14 protein-coding genes are annotated in these 23,607 nt (G+C 45.3%); 13 read left to right on the top strand and 1 reads right to left on the bottom strand.

Features of this window, described 5'->3' with window-relative positions; all coding sequences use genetic code 11:
* Genes NYE25_RS08685 through NYE25_RS08675 form a run of 3 tightly spaced genes read left to right on the top strand, consistent with a single transcriptional unit; the run spans nt 1 to nt 3,522 of the window.
* Nucleotides 1-948 carry an ABC transporter permease gene (locus tag NYE25_RS08685; RefSeq protein WP_076300648.1) on the top strand — a complete coding sequence of 316 codons (948 nt, stop codon included), beginning with the start codon at nt 1-3 and terminating at the stop codon, nt 946-948.
* A gap of 16 nt (nt 949-964) precedes the next feature.
* Nucleotides 965-1,873, top strand: a complete 909-nt coding sequence (locus tag NYE25_RS08680) for a carbohydrate ABC transporter permease (RefSeq protein ID WP_076286257.1) — start codon at nt 965-967, stop codon at nt 1,871-1,873.
* Between the two features lie 35 nt (nt 1,874-1,908).
* Nucleotides 1,909-3,522, top strand: coding sequence for an extracellular solute-binding protein (locus tag NYE25_RS08675; protein ID WP_076286256.1), 1,614 nt, complete (start codon nt 1,909-1,911; stop codon nt 3,520-3,522).
* A gap of 93 nt (nt 3,523-3,615) precedes the next feature.
* Here the strand turns inward: NYE25_RS08675 and NYE25_RS08670 are convergent, their stop codons facing one another.
* Complete coding sequence (locus NYE25_RS08670) at nt 3,616-5,877, bottom strand: helix-turn-helix domain-containing protein (protein ID WP_341053221.1); 2,262 nt, start codon at nt 5,875-5,877, stop codon at nt 3,616-3,618.
* A 216-nt stretch (nt 5,878-6,093) separates the two neighbouring features.
* Here NYE25_RS08670 and NYE25_RS08665 point away from each other — a divergent pair, with 216 nt between their 5' ends.
* The 10 genes from NYE25_RS08665 to NYE25_RS08620 all read left to right on the top strand — a co-directional run bounded on the left by NYE25_RS08665 (nt 6,094) and on the right by NYE25_RS08620 (nt 23,600).
* On the top strand, nt 6,094-7,482 hold the full coding sequence (locus NYE25_RS08665; protein WP_341145715.1) for an alpha-L-fucosidase: 1,389 nt from the start codon (nt 6,094-6,096) through the stop codon (nt 7,480-7,482).
* A gap of 27 nt (nt 7,483-7,509) precedes the next feature.
* Entirely contained in the window at nt 7,510-8,796 is a 1,287-nt protein-coding gene (locus NYE25_RS08660) for an alpha-L-fucosidase (protein ID WP_341145714.1), read from the top strand.
* Between the two features lie 29 nt (nt 8,797-8,825).
* The gene (locus tag NYE25_RS08655; protein ID WP_341147706.1) at nt 8,826-9,851 is read left to right on the top strand and encodes a carbohydrate-binding family 9-like protein; all 1,026 of its coding nucleotides are present in this window, start codon (nt 8,826-8,828) and stop codon (nt 9,849-9,851) included.
* Between the two features lie 6 nt (nt 9,852-9,857).
* Nucleotides 9,858-12,473, top strand: a complete 2,616-nt coding sequence (locus NYE25_RS08650) for a transglutaminase domain-containing protein (protein ID WP_341145713.1) — start codon at nt 9,858-9,860, stop codon at nt 12,471-12,473.
* Between the two features lie 4 nt (nt 12,474-12,477).
* On the top strand, nt 12,478-13,515 hold the full coding sequence (locus NYE25_RS08645) for a glycoside hydrolase family 18 protein (protein WP_341145712.1): 1,038 nt from the start codon (nt 12,478-12,480) through the stop codon (nt 13,513-13,515).
* A 179-nt stretch (nt 13,516-13,694) separates the two neighbouring features.
* Complete coding sequence (locus NYE25_RS08640; RefSeq protein ID WP_076300575.1) at nt 13,695-14,681, top strand: glycoside hydrolase family 130 protein; 987 nt, start codon at nt 13,695-13,697, stop codon at nt 14,679-14,681.
* A gap of 50 nt (nt 14,682-14,731) precedes the next feature.
* Complete coding sequence (locus NYE25_RS08635) at nt 14,732-16,051, top strand: glycoside hydrolase family 125 protein (protein ID WP_341145711.1); 1,320 nt, start codon at nt 14,732-14,734, stop codon at nt 16,049-16,051.
* A 19-nt stretch (nt 16,052-16,070) separates the two neighbouring features.
* Nucleotides 16,071-18,809: an alpha-mannosidase gene (locus NYE25_RS08630; RefSeq protein ID WP_341145710.1), complete on the top strand. Its 2,739-nt coding sequence runs from the start codon at nt 16,071-16,073 to the stop codon at nt 18,807-18,809.
* A gap of 24 nt (nt 18,810-18,833) precedes the next feature.
* Complete coding sequence (locus NYE25_RS08625) at nt 18,834-21,278, top strand: glycoside hydrolase family 38 N-terminal domain-containing protein (RefSeq protein WP_341145709.1); 2,445 nt, start codon at nt 18,834-18,836, stop codon at nt 21,276-21,278.
* 27 nt (nt 21,279-21,305) lie between these two features.
* Nucleotides 21,306-23,600, top strand: a complete 2,295-nt coding sequence (locus NYE25_RS08620; protein ID WP_341145708.1) for a glycoside hydrolase family 3 N-terminal domain-containing protein — start codon at nt 21,306-21,308, stop codon at nt 23,598-23,600.
* The last annotated feature ends 7 nt before the right edge of the window (nt 23,601-23,607 follow it).

Raw genomic sequence — 23,607 nt, 5'->3', positions numbered from 1 at the left:
ATGCGAACTGTGAACTCAGAACCGAAAGAAAAGCGTAAGGGCAGAAACGAGACATGGAAGAAGATTTGGCAGAATTGGGAGCTTTACATTTTTATCGCACCCGCATTCTTTTACTTCCTCATTTTCAGCTATGGACCGATGTATGGGATTCAGATTGCTTTTAAGAACTACATTCCGTCAAAAGGCTATTTTGGCAGTGAATGGGTAGGCTTTGATCATTTCATTCGATTTTTTAACTCGTACTATTTCTGGGATTTGCTGTGGAACACGCTCAGTATTAGCTTGTATGAATTAGCCATTGGATTCCCAATCCCAATTATTCTGGCGCTTGCGTTTAACGAAGTGAAGGATGGCTTCTTCAAGCGACTTGTTCAGACCGTTACGTATGCACCTCATTTCATTTCTGTCGTTGTTATGGCGGGGATGATTATTACCTTCTTGTCTCCATCGAACGGAATGATTATTCATGCCATTGAAAGCTTAGGCTTTAGTGCACCGCAGTTTCTGACAAGCCCTGGTTGGTTTAAGACGATGTATGTATTCTCAGGCGTGTGGCAGAGTGCGGGGTGGGGGACGATTATTTATTTGGCGGCACTCTCGGGAGTAGACCCAGGCTTGCATGAAGCGGCAATTATTGACGGAGCCTCTCGCTTCCAGCGTGTTCGCCACATCAATATTCCAACGCTTATACCGACCATGACCATTCTATTAATTCTAAATATGGGTGGCTTGTTAAGTGTAGGTTTTGAGAAGATATTACTTCTGCAAAATTCATTGAATATGTCAAGCTCTGACGTGATTTCAACCTTTGTCTATCGATCTGGTCTTGTCGATGCGCAATATAGCTTCTCAACAGCTGTTGGTTTATTTAACTCCATTGTGAATTGCATCCTGCTTATTACGGTGAATCAAATTGTCCGCCGTACGAGCGAGAACAGTCTATGGTAGAAGGAGGTTGGAATTTATGGTATCAGGTATAAAGCTATCTAAGCGAGATCGAATATTTCTAATTTGCACCTATACGTATGTGACAATTGCATTGTTGTTAGTCGCATATCCCATCTTATATATTATTAGCGCATCTATCAGTGATCCGAAGATGGTTGCTTCCGGTGAAATGTGGCTTCTTCCAAAAGGTATTACCTTTAAGGGGTATGAAATTGTATTTCAGAACTCGAAGATTTGGACGGGGTATGGAAATACGATTTTGTATACATTGCTAGGCACAACGATTAACTTGGTCGTTACGATGCCAGCGGCATATGCACTCAGTCGTAAGGACTTTGTAGGTCGTGGGTTTTTCATGGGGATGTTCATGGTAACGATGTTCATTGGAGGGGGTCTCGTCCCTACATACATGTTGGTAAAAGGGCTAGGCATGGTCAACACGATGTGGGCACTAGTACTTCCTGGCGCAGCGTCAATCTGGAATATTATTGTCTCTCGTACCTTCTTCGCGAACTCCATTCCAGCTGAGCTACAAGATGCGGCTCAAATCGATGGCGCGACGAATATTCGCTTATTCCTGCGGATTGTTCTCCCGTTATCGATGCCAATTATCGCAGTTATGGCCTTATTCTACGGGGTAGGGCATTGGAACAGCTATTTCGGCGCCATGATCTACTTGAATGATGATGCGAAGTATCCATTGCAGCTTGTGCTTCGTCAGATTCTCGTGCTTCAGGAAATGCAATCTCAAGTAGGTGGCATTATCGATGCGACAGCTGCAGCAGCCCAGAACAACAAGGCAGAAATTGCTTCACTTGTGAAGTATGGGGTCATTATCGTATCTACGCTTCCGATTATTGTTGTCTATCCATTCTTACAGCGTTATTTCGTGCAAGGTGTCATGATTGGCTCTGTTAAGGGTTGATCTTAAGATACAAATAACAAAGGGGAGGTTTTTGTATGACGATTTATCGTAAAGCTGGACTCATGTTGTTAGTTCTTTCCATGTCAATGTCTATTCTTACTGCATGTGGATCAAGTAGCGATAAGGGGACAGCAAGCACAGAAGGCTCAGACACAGCCACAGAGGTTCATAAGACGGGCTTTCCTATCGTGGATAAACCGATTGAGCTATCCATTATGGCACCGGATATAGGACGTCAGGATTGGAACAAGATGCCTGTTATTCAGGAATACGAGAAGATGACGAATATTAAGTTAAAGATTCAAAACGCCCCACAAGACAGCTTTGAGACGAAAAAGAATTTGGTATTTGCAAGCGGTACGCTTCCCGATATTTTCTATGCGGCGGATCTAAAAGGATCGGATCAAGTTACCTACGGAAGTCAAGGATTGTTGCTGCCTTTAGAAAAATACATTGATGAGGGCTACGCACCTAATTTAAAAAAAATTCTCGATGCAAATCCGGATATTCGCAAATCAATGACAACACCAGATGGACATATCTATGCACTACGCAATATTCAGCCATCTGCGGTATGGTATCGTGGACCGATGTGGTATAACGGGAAGTTCTTGAAGAAGTTCGGCATGGAAAACAAATTACCGCAGACAACAGAAGAGCTATACAACTATTTGAAGAAGGTTAAAGAGGAAGATGCGAACGGAAACGGTAAAGACGATGAGGTTCCTCTATCCTCTGTGAAATTAGATGATTTACGGATGTTCTTCCTCGGATTCTGGGGGATGTATAACGAGGATATCTACGTAGATAAGGAGAACAAAGTACACTTTCCACAAGCTGAACCAGCCTACAAAGAATATTTAACCTTCTTGAATCGCTTATGGAACGAGGATTTGCTGGATCATGAAACATTCTCTCAAACCGATGAGCAGAAGAAAGCAAAAGGGAAAAACAATCAAGTGGCCTTATTCTCCGATTATTTCCCATACTTCACGCTTGGTGGTGAACCGAGTGAAGATAACCCGATGATGCAGCCTGTATCTAGTGATATTGCTGGAACACCTGTATACGGCAAGCATCCTGGTATTAACACCATTGGCGGTTTCGCGATTTCAAACACGAACCCGAACCCGGAAGCAAGTATGCGCTGGATTGATTACCAATTTAGCGAAGAAGGGTATTCCTTCTGGGCGTATGGACCTGAAGGTACGTTATTTAAATACAAAGATAAAGCAACAGGCGAGAAAGAATGGCTGCCAGTTCCAGATGGTACGGATCGTGAAGAATACCGCGGTACAATCACGCCAAACTACGGGATTAATACACCAGGTTCCTATGAGAACAGCTATGTTTTAGGTCTTCGTACTAGCTTTGATGACTGGATTGACAAAGAAACAGCTACAAAGCTTACACCTATTGCAAAGACTCCCTTCCCATCGGTATTCCTGACGGTAGACCAACAGACGGAAATCAAAACACTCCGTTCCGATTTGGATAAATACGTGAAGGAAATGGAAGCGAAATTCGTTACAGGCGCAGAGCCATTATCCAATTGGGACAAATATATCGCTCAAATGAAAAAAATGGGGTATGAGAAGCTCGAATCAACGTATCAACAAGCATACGATACATGGGCTGCTAGCGAATAATTTGTGAAGCTTATACATTCTCATATTTTGAAAAACTTCCCGGTCATCCTAGGCATGACCGGGAAGTTATGATGAACCCTAAGCGAGGAAGGATTATACGGTATCGTTAGGCTCAGTATTGGGATGATTACTATTCATCTGTCGATACTGGCCCGGGGTATAACCGGTTTCCTTTTTGAATTTTCGAATAAAGTTTGGTGTGTCGAGGTAGCCGACGCGCTGGATAATATCTTTTAACGAATCACTTGTTATTACGAGCTGTTCCTTGACCTTATCTAATCGTTTTTGCCAAATATATTGGACGAAGTTGATGCCGACCTTATCCTTGAATGAACGACTGAGATGGGAAGGTGAAATCGTAAACGCAGCAGAAACAGATTCAAGGCTAAGTGAATGATCAACATAGTGCTGGTCGATAAAAGCAACGATATGATCCATGAGTGAATGTTCTTCTTTTTTATGCGTCTGCTCTACCTGTGTACAAATCTGAGTGGCTAAACGGTAGAAATTCTGCTCTATAAGATGGACGGGACCATTCATGAAATGGGGAGAAGCAGACTGCATCATGTTATCCATCTTTAGCTCAACTGCAGTTTTGAGCATGGTATTCAGCAGGTCGAACAATACGCATCGCATCAGCAGGGTAGATCGTTGTTTATTATCAAGCCCATGGATGGCTGTGTGAATAATTTGTTTGGCGACTTCGTAGTTGCCCTGCTTCAAGCTTTGTGCAAGCTTTAATAGCTCGTTACTAGGGAGTAACACTGTTTGATCATGGGCACTGGATAGCTTTTCAAAATACACGGTGGTTCCATGCTCGGTCGATTTACGCAATTCGAAGGCGGAGCAAGCCTCAACAAAGGATTGATTAAGCTGCTGAGGGCTCTCATAACATTTGCCTACACCGATCATCGGGTGGATATCCATTATGCCTAACGTATATTCACGGATCGCATCCACGATGTGAACGATTTGTGCAGCGAGTGCCTCATCATCTTCGAGCTGTAAGCTCACAATGAGTGCGAGCTGATCCAATTGCGGGAGCTCTACACCGTATACTTGTGTAGCAAGCGCTGGAAATTCAATAAACGCAAGCTTGCGATGTACTTCTTGTCGCGCCTGAAGATGCTGTTGTTCTAAGTCATCCCAGCCCATCATCATGACAAAATGATGACTTTGGTCGAAGTGCAGATGAAAGGTATCGAATATTCCATGCGTCATCATTTGTGCATGTCCATGCTTTAATAGCATGGAGAGAACATGGTTGCGTGCATAGGGCTCTTGGAGATCAACCTTGGAGCTATACTGCTGTAATGTTGTTCGTATATACTCGAGCTCATTTCCGGAGGCCGGTGTATCTGTTTTTTTGTTCGTGAAGCGAACGAGCTCAGCAATCGGAAGATATTGCATCCGAGCGAATAATAGAGCGATGGCCGTTCCTACAATGGCGATCACAATGAATAAAATAATGATGAAGCTCCGAACATTAAGTACGCTACTGAAAAATTGATTACTCGCCATTAAAGTCACATATGACCAGCCATTGACATCCGATGTGACGGAAATAACCGAATGATCTTCGTTGTCTATCGATAGATTATGTATGCCGGGTGGAAGCTCTGATAACCGTTGGATATCCTGTTGGCTAGCTGTATCTCCATGGCCACTATAGGATAAAACACGTCCATGATTATCAAAAATATACGTTAATCCTCGATAGTTACCGAGAACGGAATCGATCAGATATGCCAACTCTTTCTCTTTAATGAGGTACATGACAGAAGCATATGGATCTGAGGTGTTGGGAATGATCGGCAGGATATAGGTTAATACAGATTGCTCGAGTGGTGAATTTTGATTCAGCATGTTCGTAAGTCGAATAGATGGAAATTTGGACGAGTTTAAAGCAGTCACAAGTTCATCATTCTTCCAGCTTCCAAACTGATAGGAGCTACGAAATACATCCAGGCTATACATGCCATGGTTGGAATAAATATTAGGGTCATGATGATAGTACAGAAATATATCCTCCACAATGGAATTGGAAGATTTGTAGCTATCTAGTGCCGCTATGGCATCACGACTTTCATAAGGATCCAGTATGCGATAATGAGCGAGACGAGCGTCGTATGACATCCGTGACGCCATATCTCTTAAATCATTCATGCGTCCATCCACCACCGTTTTAATTTGGGTGAGCTGATTAAAGTGAGCATTTTCAATCTCCTTTTGTAAATTATCGGTAGCATTTCGGTAAATGAAAACGATTACAAATATAAGCGGAATAAGAAGGATAAGTAGATACGAACCGGTGAATTTCAGAAACAATTTCGATTTGAAATAGTTATAGTTCAAAGTGTTTTCCCCCTTTTTATGGCGTATACATGGAGATGTTCCTATCAAGCTATGAATACAGCAAGATATAGATCGGCGCTTGAATACTTATTTATATTCCATAATAGGATGTTTATAGCGGATATTTATTATTATGTCAAATGTTTTTTTGAAAATATATCATACTAAATCAATAGAATCGCAGCCTCAGAAGAGCTGCATGGAGGTCGTGCAAAAGTGAGTGACACTAATGTTGTCGAGGAGCAAATTGTTGTTGAAGGAGTTCACAATTACAGCACAGAGGAGGAGTACGTTAAGCCGGAGGATTCGCAGCTATTAGATCAGCTGGAATGGTTCAAGGATCAGAAGCTGGGCCTGATGATGCATTGGGGACCTTATTCGCAGCTTGGACTTGTTGAATCGTGGGCGCTTAGTGATAAGGATGGAGATTGGTCACGAGATGATATTGATTGGGGAGTTGATTCGGCGGAATTGAAGCGGCAATACTTCGGGCTGAATAAAACCTTTAATCCGCTCCGTTTCGAACCTGAGAAGTGGGCAGAGGTTGCGGCAGAGGGTGGCTTTAAATATTTGAACTTTACGACGAAGCATCACGATGGCTTCTGTATGTGGGACACGCAGACAACAGACTATCGCATTACGGGCAAGGATTGTCCTTTCCATGCACATAAGTACGCGGATATTTGTAAGAACGTATTTGATGCTTTTCGGGCCAAGGGACTTGGGATCTCCGCCTACTTCTCCAAAGCCGATTGGCACACACCAACATACTGGGCCCCAGGTATGGAGACGGGGACGTTCATGAATCGAGGTCCTTCGTATCCAACACAAGATTATCCATGGCTATGGGAGCAATTCGTACAGTTCACACATGATCAGATCATGGAATTGATGACGAAATATGGCCGGATTGAAATGCTCTGGTTGGATGCGGGGTGGGTATGTCCACAGAATAAGAATAATCCACAGGATATTCGGTTGGGTGAAGTGGTGGAGAAGGCACGTCAGCAGCAGCCATGGCTGCTAAGTGCAGACCGTACCGTTGGCGGCCCGTATGAGAATGTCGTTACACCTGAACAAACGTTGCCCGAGCATCCCCTGCTTATTCCATGGGAGAGCTGTATTACGATGGGGACAGCGTTCTCTTATCGGTACGAGGATCACTACAAGACGACACGTCAATTAATCCATTTGCTCGTTGAAGTTGTAGCCAAAGGCGGAAACCTGGCACTTAATGTCGCTCCACAACCAGATGGCCGCTTGTCACCAACAGCGTTGGATCGGATGAAAGGAATGGGCGATTGGCTCAACGTTCATGGGGAGGCGATCTATGGAACGCGCGTATGCGCGCCATACTCTGCTGGAAATACACATTTCACGAAAAATGGCGATATCACCTATGCCATTCATTTGTACCCGAAAGAGCAGGAAACGGTGAGCAAAGTAATTTGTATTCCACTCGAGCAGGCTGTAACGCAAATGGATCTTGTTGGCGGACAAGAAAATCTAATATTCGAACGAACAACAACGGGATTGATCGTTCATTTACCAGAGAGCGAGCTTACGGGAGTTGCCCCAATTGCACATGTATTTCGCATAAAATAACGAGTTGAACTATGGGAGGAAGAGCAGATGCAACAATGGTTTACGGACGCAAAGCTAGGAATTTTCATTCACTATGGGATTTATGCGGTGCAAGGTGTAGCGGAATCATGGTCGTTTTATAACGGGAAAATGTCACATGGGGAGTATATGAAGCAGTTGGATGGTTTTACAGCGTCCAAATTCGATGCGAAGCATTGGGCAGATATCATTGCGAGGTCAGGTGCAAAATATTCTGTGCTTACAACCAAGCATCATGATGGTGTTGCGTTGTTCGATACGCAGTACAGTGATTTGAGCGTCATGAAGGCGACACCAGCCAAGCGGGATATTGTAAAAGAATGGTCCAATGCGATCCGTGAACGTGGTCTGCATGTAGGCATGTATTATTCCTTAATTGACTGGTCTCATCCCGAATATCCTTCCGTATTCGAGAGTGGTATCGTACCGGCTGATTTGAGTCAGGTGAATCGTTTCTCAAGTCCGGTAGATGGCATACAGGATGAAGAGACATGGCAGAAATTCCTCACGTTTAACAATAATCAGCTACGTGAAATCATGACGAATTACGGTACTGTCGATTTATTATGGTTCGATGGTGACTGGGAGCGTAGTGCAGAACAGTGGGGGCTGCCAGCATTCAAGGAATATTTGAGATCCTTGTCTCCGAATGTGATTATCAACTCACGCTTGCAAGGGCATGGCGATTATAAGACACCAGAGCAAGGCATTCCCATTACTCGCCCAGAAGGCGCTTGGGAATTCTGTACGACCATTAATACATCTTGGGGCTATGTCCACGATGATCATAAATATAAATCCTTGAACCAAATTATCCGCATGTTCTGCGATTGCATCAGTATGGGCGGAAATATGTTGCTGGATATTGGACCGATGGAGGATGGCACCATTGATCCAAGACAGGAGGACATTCTTCTGGGACTAGGTGACTGGATTCGTGCACATGAGGAGGCAATCTACGGTACGCAGGATGGGATTATGACACGCTATTATCTGGGTGGGAGTACCTTATCCGCGGACAAGAAGACCTTATATTTATTCGTCTACGATGCGCCGAAGGAGAATATCTGTCTCAAGGGACTATGCAATCCGATCAAGAAAATTACGGTACTACACTCGGGCAAAGAGCTGACTCACGAAATTCATGGTGGTGTACCCTGGTTCGATATTCCGGGAACGACTTGGATTCATATGACACCAGCGGAAACGCATGAGCAGGTAAGCGTGCTTAAGCTGGAATTTGATGAAGAGGTTAGGATGTACGGTGGAGCTGGCACTGTTGTTACGCATAACTAAATGCCGAAGGGAGGGAGAGGTCAATGATGATGAACCGAAGTGGAGTACCAGAACCGCAAGTTGTGACATATGCGCCTAAGCATTATTTATGCAAAAGAGCGACGGAGTCGCTTGTCTTAGATGGAAAGCTGGATAAGCCCTTTTGGCAGCATGCAACATGGACGGATGATTTCGTAGATATTGAAGGGGACCAACGTCCGCTACCCGCGAAGCAGACACGTGTAAAGATGCTATGGGATGATGAGTATTTTTACTTTGGTGCAGAGCTGATGGAGGATCAGATCTGGGGCACGCTGACTGAACGTGATTCCGTTATTTTCTATGATAATGATTTTGAGATCTTTATCGATCCAACAGGGGATTCACATCAATATTACGAGTTTGAGATTAACGCTTTGAACACGGTGTGGGACTTACTGCTTGTGAAACCATATCGTGACGGGGGACCTCCAATTAATGGATGGGATATCCAAGGTCTGAAAACAGCTATTCATATCGAGGGGGAGTTAAATAACCCGCATGCTGATCATCGGAAATGGACGATTGAAGTTGCCATGCCATGGCGTAGTTTGAAAGAATGTGCTGCGAATAGACAACCACCTGTTGCAGGTGAATTCTGGCGTGTTAATTTCTCTCGTGTTGAATGGCGGACTGAGGTTGTGGACGATCAGTACCACAAGGTTATGAACCCGGATACTGGAAAGCCTTATCCGGAAGACAACTGGGTATGGTCACCTCAGGGGATTATCAATATGCATTATCCAGAGCTATGGGGTTATGTGATGTTCGTAGGTGTTGATGGCCCGCAGTCATTCGACATGCCTACGGATGAACTGGTGAAATGGCAGCTCCGTAAGCTGTATTATCGTGAACGTAATTATTTTGAAGCACATGGACACTATGCAGCAACGTTCGAGCTGCTGCGAGGTGAAGATGATTGGAGCATTGAGCCTCACATGGAGATAACGAGTAAATCATTCCATATCTCAGCTCTAACAACCGATGGAACCGCTCGCCTATATATTCGCGAAGACGGCTTACTGTGGAAGGAGTAATCATTCATGACCATGTTGACCCCTACCTCAGTATTTTCATTGTCGCAGGAAGCCTTAGCGTTCATTGAGCAGAAGTTTCAGGCCAAGAAGCAGCTCGCCAGATCACGTGAGCAGCAGCTATTCCATGTATTCGAGCACGAGCTAACGGCAGAAGAAGCTTGGGCATTAAAGCTACTCTTCGCGTATATGCCAGCCAATGACTTGGCGGATTATAACGGGGAGCTTTTCTTCAATTATGTAAGAACGATGCTGCAGATTCGCCGCGATATGCCATGGCAAGTACCTGATCATTTATTTTTACATTTCGTGCTACCGTATCGAGTGAATACTGAGAACATTGAAGAGCATCGCCATATTATTCATGAACAGTTAGCGGAACGAACACGTAATCTTCCCATGAAGGAAGCGATTCTAGAGGCCAATTACTGGTGCCACGAAGTGGCGACGTACATTGGGAGCGATCTGCGGACGATTTCACCATTAACGATGATGCGAAATGCACGCGGTCGTTGTGGGGAAGAATCTACGCTAGCTGTAGCAGCGCTTCGTAGTATCGGGATCCCTGCACGTCAAGTGTATACCCCGCGTTGGGCGCATTGTGACGATAACCACGCATGGGTGGAGGCATGGGCTGATGGTGAATGGTATTTCATTGGGGCTTGTGAGCCGGAAGCGCGTCATAATCAAGGATGGTTTGGCCCACCAGCGCGCCGAGCCATGCTCATTAACACACGTATTTTCGCGAATTATGAAGGACCCGAAGATATTACACTCGCAGATGAATGGTTTACTGAAATTAATGTACTAGAAAATTATGCGCCTACGAAGACAATTACGGTACATGTAAAAGATGCATACGGACAGCCCGTGCACGCTGCAGAGGTGCAATTCCAGTTATATAACATGGCGGAATTTTACCCAATTGCCAGCATTCCGTCTAATGCACAGGGGGAAGCTTCGTTCAAGACAGGTCTTGGTGACCTCATCATTCGTGCAGCGAAGGACGGCATTTGGGGAGAAATGAAAATATCCATGGCTGATTGTGAGCACATTGAGCTTGTATTGAATCAAGAGGATCAGCCACTTGTAGGAACGATCGTTGACTATGATATGGTTCCACCACCAGCGCATGAAGGCGAGGTCATGGAGGACTTGTCCGAGGCACGGATAGAGCGACACAATAAGCGTTTGGAGGAAGGAATCGCGATTCGTGCACATTATGAAGCGACCTTCTTGAATGAAGAAGCTGCGAGGAAGCTCGGAGAATCGCTTGATCTATCAGCGGATCGAGTATGGAACGTACTTCAGACAGCACGTGGCAATAGTGCTGAGATCGCAGCTTATCTAAGTAAAGCAACACCTCTATATGGAGAATGGGCATTACGATTATTGGAGTGTGTTCATGACAAGGATCTCATCGATACATTCCTTCCAACCCTTATAGATCATGTAGCTGGTGCGCTTGCTGTTCGTGGTGAGCTCACGGAGGACGTCTTCATTCCCTACATTTTGTGTCCTCGCGTTCATTACGAGATGATTACACCGTATCGTACATTTTTCCAACAAGCCTTCACTTCAGAAGAAGTGGAATTGTTCCGTGAGGACCCAACGAAGCTTGTTCAATTCATCGATGAAGCGTGGGATATATGGAATGATCTACCGAATTTGCAAGGGAAGGGTACTGCTGTTGGAACTTTCGAACTGCGTGTAGGAGATCGTAGCTCTCTCGATATTATGTTCGTATCTATATGTCGTAGCCTAGGCATTCCAGCGCGACTGCATCCCATTGAGGCTAAGCCGCAATTTATGGTGAATGGTCATTTTGTGGATGCCCCATTTACGAAAGGTATAGTTGGAAATGAGGCAGCAGTAGCGAACGGAACTCTAATTATTCTTCGTGATCAGGATGCAGCATCAGACCAGCCAGCGGCTGCATACTATGAGAATTTTACGATCGCTCGTCTGGAGAACGGTTTTTATAAAACGTTAAGCTACCCGCACGGCGCCAATAACCTGTATGATACGCCCCTTGAGATGGAGCAGGGAGCATATCGTCTGACGACGGGGATTCGCTTGAAGGATGGAACCGTGCTGACCAAGCTCACCTATTTTGAAATGACAGAAGTCGAAGAGACGAAGCTGGTTATGAAGTATCGTCAAGCTACGCAGGACATTCCCGTGTATGGCAAGGTAGATCGATTCGAGAAGCTAGCTACATGGGATGGATCGGAGCAGATCTTCGCTGAGTTTCTGGGCAGTCAAGGCGCCTATGTCGCATGGCTGGAACCGGAACGGGAGCCTTCGAAGCATCTGCTTCGCGAGCTGTCGGAGTTGAAGCATGAGTTCGATATGATAGATGCTCCTATCATTCTTGTGGTGGGTGACAAGCAATGGACAACTTCATTTCAACCAGCCGATTATCCGAATCTTCCAGCAAGGACATTATTTGTACGTGATTCAACGTATCATCTATTACCTGAATTGTTTACAGTGGCCCAATCGAGTGAAGCGGGCTTCCCACATCTGATGATTCTAGATCGTGATGATCAGATTCGTTATATGTCTTCGGGATATAAGATTGCAGCCAGTAAGGAAGCGATGCAAATTTTATCGAGGATGTGAAAGGATGGATCAACAAATGATTGTAGCAGGCTACGTGAGTGATTCCAAATTACCTGAGCTAACGCGCGACCACGTGATGAAGCTGACGCATATGAACGTTGCATTCGGTTATGTGTTGGATGATCAGATTACAACGGCACATTTGCAATATACGAACCAGTTGCACGAGATTAAAGCGATGAATCCGAACGTACAGCTGCTGCTCTCTGTTGGAGGATGGGGAAATGGGGGCTTCTCCGAGGCGGCATCTACCGAAGAAGGACGTCAGAAATTCGCAGCTTCGGCTGTACGAGTAGTAACAGAACTTCCATTCGATGGTGTCGATCTGGACTGGGAATATCCCTGCTACAGTGAAGCCAATATTGCCTCGTCTCCGGATGATAAACGTCATTTTACGCTGCTGTTGAAGACCATTCGAGAAGCGTTAGATATGAAAGGTGCAGCTGAGGGCAGGCATTACTTGCTTACGATCGCTGCAGGAGCAGATCAATATTATATCGATGGTACAGAGATGGATCAAGTACAACAATATTTAGATTTTGTTCAATTGATGACCTACGATATGCGTGGAGGATTCCAGATTCTAACGGGACATCACACCAATCTGTACAATTCAACGGGAGATTTGTTCCGAATTAGTACAGAAGCATCCGTCAATATGTTCATGCAGGCAGGTGTACCTCGAGAGAAAATCGTCATTGGCGTAGCATTCTATTCCCGGATGTGGAAGCAGGTGCCGAACAGGAATGATGGATTTCTACAAATGGCGGGTACAACAGGAGGTTATGGTCCGGAATATACAGAACTTCTAGCCTATTATATCGACAAGAATGGGTTCACACGTCATTGGGATGATGAGGCCAAAGCGCCACATTTATTTAATGGAGATACGTTTATTTCCTATGATGACGTGGAATCGATCACACATAAATGTGAATATGTCCAACGTGAAAAGCTTGCGGGTGCGATGTTCTGGGAGTACAGCTGCGACAAGACACATACACTGCTGGATGCGATGTATGCAGGCCTAACGAGAGACTGAAATGATGCGCCCCATTCAATTAGTTAACAAACATGATTTCCTAGTCAACAAACGTTAGATTACGAATAAATAGACTTTTAATGCGCTTTATTATCATTTACAGTATGGGGGAAAGGTTGGACTCAATCGTTGAGGACAGGCCGTAGACTACATTCAAAGACGTGGGAGGAGTTTAGGAAATGAGCAAAATTATTGGTGAGGCACTACCAAATATGCCGTGGCAGGATAAGCCGAGTGGCTATAATGCCCCAGTGTGGCGGTATACTCAAAATCCGATTATTCAGCGTGATGCACAGGTGAACTCGAACAGTATTTTTAATTCTGCGGTGATTCCGTTCGAAGGTGGATTTGCAGGGGTGTTCCGCTGTGACTCTAGATCCGTAAGTATGGATATATTCGCTGGCTTTAGTCAGGACGGGCTACATTGGGAAATTAATGAGCAACCGCTCCAATTCGAAGGTGACGAATATGTAACGAAGCGGGAATATCGCTACGATCCGCGCGTGTGCAAAATCGAGGATAAATATTATATTTCATGGTGTAACGGGTATCATGGACCAACGATTGGTCTTGCTTATACGTATGATTTCAAAACATTTCATCAATTGGAAAACGCTTTCTTGCCATATAACCGTAATGGAGTGCTCTTCCCACGCTTAATAAATGGCAAGTATGCCATGATAAGCCGTCCAAGTGATACAGGCCATACGCCATTTGGAGATATTTTCTTTAGTGAGAGTCCAGATCTAACGTATTGGGGTAAACATCGTTATGTGATGGGGACGATTAATTCAGATGCATCCGCATGGCAATCGAAGAAAATTGGTCCAGGGCCGGTTCCGATTGAAACCGATCGTGGTTGGTTGTTGATCTATCATGGTGTCATTAATACATGTAACGGGTTCGTATATCGTATGGGCGCGGCATTATTAGATCTACACGAACCATGGAAGGTGCTCGCACGATCACGGAATTACATTCTTGGACCAGAAACATTGTATGAGTGTGTAGGAGATGTACCGAATGTCACTTTCCCTTGTGCCGCATTGTCAGATAGCGAGACAGGTCGCATTGCCATTTACTATGGTTGTGCCGATACCGTAACAGGCGTGGCATTTACAACAGTGGATGAGCTGCTGGACTATATGGATAAGTATCCGCTGTAACGACATCATCAGATGCAATGACAGAATTTCAATTGTAGAGGAGCTTATCAATGGAACAGTTTAGATTACCCAAAATTACGATGCCATCCTTAAACTTGCCACAATCGATTCAAGAAGTTCTACAAGAAGCAGAAGAGAAGCTTGCACATCGACCGAAGCTACTTCAGCTATTTAAGAACTGCTTCCCGAATACTTTGGAAACGACGACGAAATTAAAAGAGGATGGAACGACTTTTGTCATCACAGGAGACATTCCAGCTTGTTGGTTACGGGATTCGGTAGAGCAGGTCATTCATTATGTACCGTTTGCCAAAGAGGACGAAGATCTTCAACGCATTCTTAAAGGCTTAGTAAAGCGTCATATACAGTACATTCATATTGATCCATACGCGAATGCATTTAATGAATCTGCGAATGATTGGCATTGGAATACGACGGATATAACAGACATGTCCCCTTGGGTATGGGAGCGTAAATTTGAAATTGACTCCTTATGTTTCTCAATGCGGCTTGCCTATGCGCTATGGAAGGAAACAGGGATTACAGATATTTTCGATGCTGGGTTTAAATCAGCTATGCGTATCATGTATCACTTGTTCATTACAGAACAGCGTCACTTTGAAGAATCGCCATACCGCTTCACTCGAAATAACGGTATTCCTGAGGATTCCTTAAGGAATAAAGGCCTTGGAATGCCTGTCAACTATACAGGAATGGTGTGGTCAGGCTTCCGCTCAAGCGATGATGTATGCGAATTCCACTACAACATTCCAGGGAATATGTTCGCGGTGGTTACACTTCGCCAAATGCAGGAATTTGCGGAGTGGGTATTCCGTGATATGGAATTTTTGCAAGAGCTGAAGGATTTAGAAGCAGATATCGATCATGGGATCAAAACATACGGTATTTATCGTCATCCGGAATTCGGACCGATTTATGCCTTCGAGACGGATGGTTATGGTAACCACTGTCTCATGGATGATGCGGGAACGCCGGGATTGATTTCGATTCCTTACTTGGGCTACTGCACAACGGAGGATGAAATCTATCAGAACACGAGAAGATTTGTGTTATCCAAGGAAAACCCTTATTACTTTGAAGGTAAAGTAGCAAAAGGTATTGGTAGTCCACATACACCGGCAGGATATGTCTGGCATTTGTCATTATCTATGCAAGGGCTCACAGCAACGACAGCGGAAGAGAAGCTAGCGATGATCGAGTTACTGGAGAAGACGGATGCGGATACAGGCTTTATGCATGAAGGATTCCATTCTGACGATCCAACGATTTTCACAAGAAAATGGTTTGCTTGGTCAAATAGCTTGTTCTCTCAACTCGTGTACAAGGCGATGCAGGAAGGTATCTTGTAGTGAAAGGGGGAGCAATGGCATGACGAAGAAAAGAACGGCACATATCGTTTCCCATTCGCACTGGGATCGTGAATGGTATTTACCCTATGAGAAGCATCATGTTCGTCTCGTTCAATTGGTAGATAGTTTACTAGATCGGTTGGACGAGGAGTCAGAATTTCGTAGCTTTTTCATGGATGGGCAGACGATCATTCTCGAGGATTATCTTCAAGTTAGACCGGATCAGAAGGAGCGGCTGTTGCGTCATATTCAAAATGGTCGAATCCTTATTGGTCCATGGTATATATTGCAGGATGCGTTCCTCACCAGTAGTGAAGCCAATGTAAGAAATATGCAGATCGGTCATCAAGATGCGCTGAAGTATGGGGAAGTATCCAAAATTGGATACTTTCCTGATACCTTCGGGTTGTGTGGACAGACACCACAGCTGATGCAGCAGTCAGGTATTCAGAACGCCTTCTTCGGTCGTGGTGTGAAGCCGACGGGCTTCAACAATGAGGTATCGGATGGAGATTATGAATCGTCTTACTCCGAATTGATCTGGGAAGGTCCTGATGGCTCCAAGGTACTCGGTATTCTATTTGCGAATTGGTATTCAAATGGAAATGAAGTCCCAGTAGATTCTGTAGAAGCCAAGGCATATTGGGATCGGAAGCTAGCGGATGCGGAGAAATATGCATCGACGAGCGAGCTACTGTATATGAACGGCTGTGATCATCAGCCAGCTCAGCTGGACTTGCCGGAAGCCATTCGGACAGCACGCGAGCTCTATCCCGATACGGAGTTTATTCACTCCAATTTTAACGATTATTTGAATGCACTGCATCGTTCACTAGATTGTGAATTATCAACCGTCCAAGGGGAGCTTAGAAGTCAGCGAACAGATGGATGGGGAACATTAGTGAATACGGCTTCCTCCCGTATATATTTGAAGCAAATGAATCAGCAGGGTCAGACTTTGCTTGAGAAAGTTGCTGAGCCGTTATCTGCTTATGCTCATCAATTGGGACATGCGTATCCACATCACTTATTCACCTATGCATGGAAGACGCTCATGCAGAATCATCCGCATGATAGCATCTGTGGTTGTAGTGTGGATGAGGTACATCGTGAGATGGTAACGCGATTCGACAAGAGTCGTCACGTTACAGAATCTATTGTACAGAACAGTATGGAGTCGATCGCAAATCATGTGGATACATCATGCTTCGCTGAATACGGGGATCACGCATGTCCATTCATTGTGTTTAATACGACAGGCCTTGACCGCAGTGGGGTAGTTACGGTGGAGCTGGATATTGCTCGTATCTATTTCCGGGAAGGCGAAACGATCGAGAAGATGCGTAATCAGATGACATCGCACGAGATTCATCCTCATCGCGTGATTGATCATGATGGGCGTCAGCTAGAATATCAGCTAACCGATCTGGGGCTCCACTTCGGTTATGACTTGCCTGATGATAAATTTCGTCAGCCGTATTTCTCACGACGTGTTCGATTAGAGCTTCATGTCGAAGCAGTTCCTGCAAATGGTCATCAAGTTTATGCCTGGATGAAGGATGAAGTAGAGAGACCACATTCTGAAATAAAGGAAAGCTCGCTACTTCATGAACGGACGCTAGAGAATGAGTTTATTGCTGCACGGATTGAAGATAATGGCTCGATCACATTAACGGATAAGGCAAATGGTAAAGTATATCGCGGTCTCGGTATTTATGAGAATAGCGGCGATATCGGAAATGAATACATGTATTGTCAGCCGAAGAATACGAACGTATTGACGACAGAAGCGCTTATAGCTGATATTTCTATCGTATCCGATCAGCCATACGCATGTACGGTACAAATCGTTCATGATTGGGACATTCCAGTAAGTGCGGATGAATTGCTCGCAGCAGAGCAGCAAGGCATCGTGTGGTTCCCGAGTCGTCAGGCTGGACGTTCAACCGAAACCGTGAAGCTCCATATAACAACGACTGTAACGCTTGAGAAATATAGTAAGGGACTTCAAGTGAAGAGCTCCTTCGATAATCAAGCGAAGGATCATCGCATCAGAATGCTGTTCCCAACGGATCTCGTCAGCGATGTACATCAGGCGGATTCGATGTTTGAGATCGCAACACGAAGCACAGAACCTTCGAGTGAGTGGACGAACCCAGACAATAGTCAACATCAGCAAGCGTTCGTTAGTGTGAAGGACGACGTGACGGGCTTAACCATCGCTAATAAAGGGTTAAATGAATACGAAGTGTTACGTGATGGACGGAATACGATTGCCGTTACATTGCTACGCTGCACAGGTGAGCTTGGAGATTGGGGCGTCTTCTACACACCAGAAGCACAATGTCTAGGTCCTGCTCAGGCGGAGCTCATGATTATTCCACATGGTTCTGCGGTAGCTGAAGAAGCGTATGCGCTTGCCTATCAATATCAAATACCATGGATGACTGTATCGACAGATATTCATAATGGTAGTCTTCAGCCGAAACATCAATGGTTGCAGGCGAGTGGAAATGACATGCAGCTCTCTTCCGTGAAGGTAGCTGAAGCAACGGGTGATCTTGCGATTCGTTGGTTCAACATGACCACTTCACCAACGACTTTAGCCTTCGAACCTCGTATGAACTATAGTCAGGCGTATAAAAGCAATATACTCGAATCACATGAGGAAGCGCTTACGGCCGATTCAAACGCTGTCATCCAGCTTGAAGTAAAGGCGGCCGAGATCGTAACTGTTGTTCTTAATAAATCGATATGAGCACCAAGTAGAGGAGAATAAAAGATGACTAACACAAAACCTTGGAAAATTTATGCGATTCATCATTCCCATACCGATATCGGCTACACAGAGCGTCAGGAGAAGATCCAACAATATCATGTAGACTTTATCCGGCAGGTGCTTCACATTTTGCGTGAAATTCAATCCGGTAGTCGACCTGAATGGGAGGGGTTTAAGTGGGTATGTGAAACGTTTTGGCCTATCGAAACCTTCCTGAGTCGGGCAACGGAGCAAGAAAAGGAAGAGTTCGTAGCCGGAGTTAAGCGTGGTGATATCGGCTTGTCCGGTACGTACTTGAATATGACGGAATTAATCGGCAAAGATTTGTTCACATCGATGATTGCCCGTGTACGAGATTTTGGATATTCCATTGAAGCTCCAATTACATCAGCGATGACTGCAGACATTAACGGCTTCAGCTGGGGGTATGGTCAGGCATTGTTAGATGCCGGTATTCATAATTTATCTACCTGCATTCATACCCATCACGGAATGTTTCCTTGCTGGAAGAAGCAGCAGCCTTTCTGGTGGGAAATGCCTTCCGGTGATCGCTTGCTGACCTGGAGTGGGGAGCATTATGTATTCGGTAATGATCTGGGGCTTGTACCTGGTATGGGCGGGAAATATACGATCAAAGATGAATTTGATATGAGTCATGGCGCCACATTCGAGATTGCTGAACAGCGTATACTTCGCTACATTGAGCGTTTGCAAGAGGATGGCTATGCCTTTAACTTCTTCCCGGCTATGTTCTCAGGGCTACCAACGGATAACAATCCACCGAATGCGGAGACGATGACCTTCATTCGTCAATGGAATGCGAAGCACGGCGAAAATATTGAGATTCAGATGGCAACTTTAGATGATTTCTTCGATGAAGTTCGTGCTCATGCACAGCAGCATGCGGAAGATATTCCTGTGTATCGTGGAGATTGGCCAGACTGGTGGACGGATGGCGTAGGTTCAACACCGAAGCATGTACAAGTATTCCGTGAAGCACAACGTGTATATCAAAAGGTTAGAAGGCTGGATCCGAACTGTGAAATCGTTACATCGGAGACGATGAAGGAGATGGAATATCAGTTAACGATGTTTGCTGAGCATACATGGGGCTATCATTCATCCATTTCCGAGCCTTGGAATCCGTTCGTTCAGGAATTAGGCTTGCGGAAGGAAGCCTTTGCTGCCAATGCAAGTACGATTGCGCATCGTGCGTTGTATGACATTCTTGAGGCGAAGGGCGATGCATTACTTGCTCCTGGGCGCCCTATGAAGTTTAAAATTCATAATCCATATCATTTCGTACAAGAAGATTATGCGCATCTCATTCTCGAAGGATGGTATCACGATGAGATCAAGAATGGCTTCGAGGTGCGTGATATTACGACGAATGAGGTCATTCCAGCACAGCTTCGTCTGGCATCTCGAGGTGTGATCGTAACGATTCCGGTAACATTGCAGCCAAGTGAAGAGAGAGTACTTCAGATCTTCGCCGTGAAACCAAGTATCGGAACCGCTTTTATGAACGATTATTTAGCATCCGATCGCGTGATGGATCTGGATGTTACGCATGATGTGAAGAATTTCCGCATGACATCTTCCTATGTAGAAACTCCATTTGTACACATCACGTGGAAAAAGGGCGAAGGGATCACCTCGTGGGTCGATAAAACGACAGGAAAAGAGCTACTTCGAGCTGATCGCCAGCACGCAGCTTTTACGCCAGTCTATGATGTTACACCTGCAACGAAGGTTGGAGAAATGACCGAGGTGCGTCGTCTGATGGGCCGTAATCGGAAGGGACCGGATGCGATCGTTTCAACGGGCGAGTTAATTAGTGCGGAGCTCATTACGCAAGGTCCGGTGTATGGCATTATTCAATTGACCTATAAGGTGGATGGCTGTGAGCATTATTCCTTGTTCTTAACAGTATACGCGGATCGTCCACGTGTGGATGTGGCCGTACGTATGCATAAAGAGAGCGTATGGAAGCCTGAAAACTTATATGTTTCACTTCCTTTTGGTGGCTCATTATCAACGGATAAGTATGACTTATGGGTGGATAAGATGGATGCGTTGACACGGATGCGGAAGGATCAATTACCAGGCAGCTTAGCAGATTACACAGCGGTTGGAGAAGGAGCTGTATATGTTTCCGAATCGCAAGGCGTTGTGATCGCGATGCCAGATACTCCATTAATTCAGCTAGGTTCGCTAGAACATGGGTATCGATTGCTTAACGGTGATGAGAAGCTAGAGCAGGATCCAGCTCATTTGTACGCTTGGGTGATGAATAACTATTGGGAAACTAATTTCTCTGCGACATTGGGTGGTTTCTATGAATTTAGATATTTCATCACTTGGGGCGAGAACTATAGCAAACCGGATGCTTCCATGGATGCATGCCGTGGGATGAATGCAGGTATTCTAGCGTGGCGCCAACACTAGCTCAACAAGATTGGAGGTATATATCGAATGGATTATAAAAACCCTTCGTTATCAATTGCTGAGCGCGTTGCTGATTTGTTGGCCCAAATGACGCTGGAGGAGAAGCTTGGACAGCTTCTCCAGCCTTTTGGCTGGAAGACATATACAAAACTCAATGGAGATGTTCAGCTCACGGATACATTTAAAGACGCTATTGCCAATGGTGGAGTCGGTTCACTATATGGTGTGCTTCGAGCAGATCCATGGACAGAGGTCACACTCGAAACAGGGTTGTCCCCGCGGGAAGGGGCAGAGGTTACTAATCTTATTCAGCGATATGCAATGGAGCATACGCGATTGGGCATTCCAATTCTATTTGGTGAGGAATGCTCCCATGGACATATGGCCATAGGGAACACGGTGTTCCCTGTACCACTGACCATAGGAAGTAGCTGGAATACAGAGTTGTTCCGACAGGTTTGTCAAGCTGTAGCGGTAGAGACTCGTGCACAAGGGGGAGCAGCTACCTATTCTCCTGTATTGGACGTGACACGTGATTCGCGATGGGGGCGGACAGAGGAATGCTTTGGTGAAGATCCTTATTTGATTAGTGAAATGGCAATAGCTGCGGTGAAAGGGTTGCAAGGGGATTCGTTAAATACGGATCATACCATTCTTGCAACCTTGAAGCATTTTGTAGCTTATGGTAGTCCAGATGGTGGGCGTAATGCGGATACCGTACGTATGGGCATGCGTGAGCTGATGGAGAAGGATTTACTTCCTTTTCAGCGTGCGGTTGCGGCAGGAGCCAAATCCATTATGACGGCCTATAACGAAATTGATGGGGTACCTTGTACGTCTAGTAAAGAGCTGTTGACGCATATTTTACGTGACAAGTGGGGCTTTGACGGCTTCGTCATCACGGATTGTGGAGCGATGAGCCAGCTCAGACATGGTCATCAAATCTGTGAGACGGAAGAGGAAGCGGCCAGCCTAGCATTGAAAGCGGGCGTAGATATGGAGATGTCCGGTGAGACCTTTGGCCAATATCTACAATCTGCTCTTGATCAGCAATTGATCGCGGTGTCAGATCTAGATCTTGCGGTGGAGCGAATCTTGCGCTTGAAATTTGAATTAGGATTATTCGAACGTCCTTATGTGAATCCAGCGTTGGCAGAGCAGGTTATTGGTCAATCCTCTCATCGAGAATTGGCTCGGCAAGCTGCACGCGAAGGCATTGTGTTACTGAAGAATAAGGAACAGGCATTACCGTTATCTCCATCCCGTGGCAAGATCGCCGTGATTGGACCGAACGCGAACAATATGTATAACCAGTTAGGCGATTATACGTCACCGCAGGAGCGGGAGCAGATTGTTACCGTGTTGGATGGCGTTCGCGCGAAGTGTTCAGGCTTTAGTGAGGTTGTGTATGCACCAGGCTGTCGAGTGAAGGACCCATCTCGGGAAGGATTCGAAGCGGCGATCGCAGCTGCGGCTTCAGCAGAGACAATTATTGCTGTTGTAGGCGGATCGAGTGCACGTGATTTTGGAGAAGGTACGATTGATTTGAAGACTGGGGCTGCGGTCATTACCGATACGTTTATGCTAAGTGATATGGATTGTGGAGAAGGCTTTGATCGTGCCCAACTGAATTTATGTGGAGTACAGCTCGAGCTGTTGCAGGAGCTTCACAGTTTAGGCAAGAAGCTGATTGTTGTGTATATCAATGGTCGCCCAATTGTTGAGCCATGGATTGATGAGCATGCTGATGCGATTGTGGAGGCATGGTACCCAGGGCAAGAGGGCGGTCATGCGATTGCGGATATCCTGTTTGGTGACTACAACCCATCAGGAAGATTAACGCTATCCATTCCGAAGCATCTGGGACAATTACCTGTGTACTATAATAAGAAGCGTTCGCGTGGGCATCGATATTTAGAGACGGATTTCCATCCGCAGTATGTATTTGGGTATGGGCTTAGCTACACGAGCTTTCACTATGACAATATACAATTGAATCAACCAAGTATTTCTGTTGATGGTACGTGTACGGTTTCAGTGGATGTGATGAATACGGGTGATATGGCTGGACACGAGGTCGTGCAATTGTACATCAAGGACTGTGTTAGTTCGATATCACGCCCGGATAAGGAGCTGAAGGGCTTTTGTAAAATTTATTTGGAGCCTGGGGAGAAGCGTACCGTTCACTTTACTATTTCATCACAGGAGCTGCAATTTGTCTCAGCAGATTTAACGTGGATCGTCGAGCCGGGTCGATTTGAACTTTATATGGGCTCGAATGTAGAGCAAACATTGTCCATCGATTTACAGGTTGTACAATGAGTGCGAT

The organism is Paenibacillus sp. FSL E2-8871 (assembly GCF_038000345.1).
Classification (GTDB): domain Bacteria; phylum Bacillota; class Bacilli; order Paenibacillales; family Paenibacillaceae; genus Paenibacillus_AQ.
Note: the sequence above shows the minus strand (reverse complement) of the source record. Positions and strands in the feature narration are given on the sequence as shown.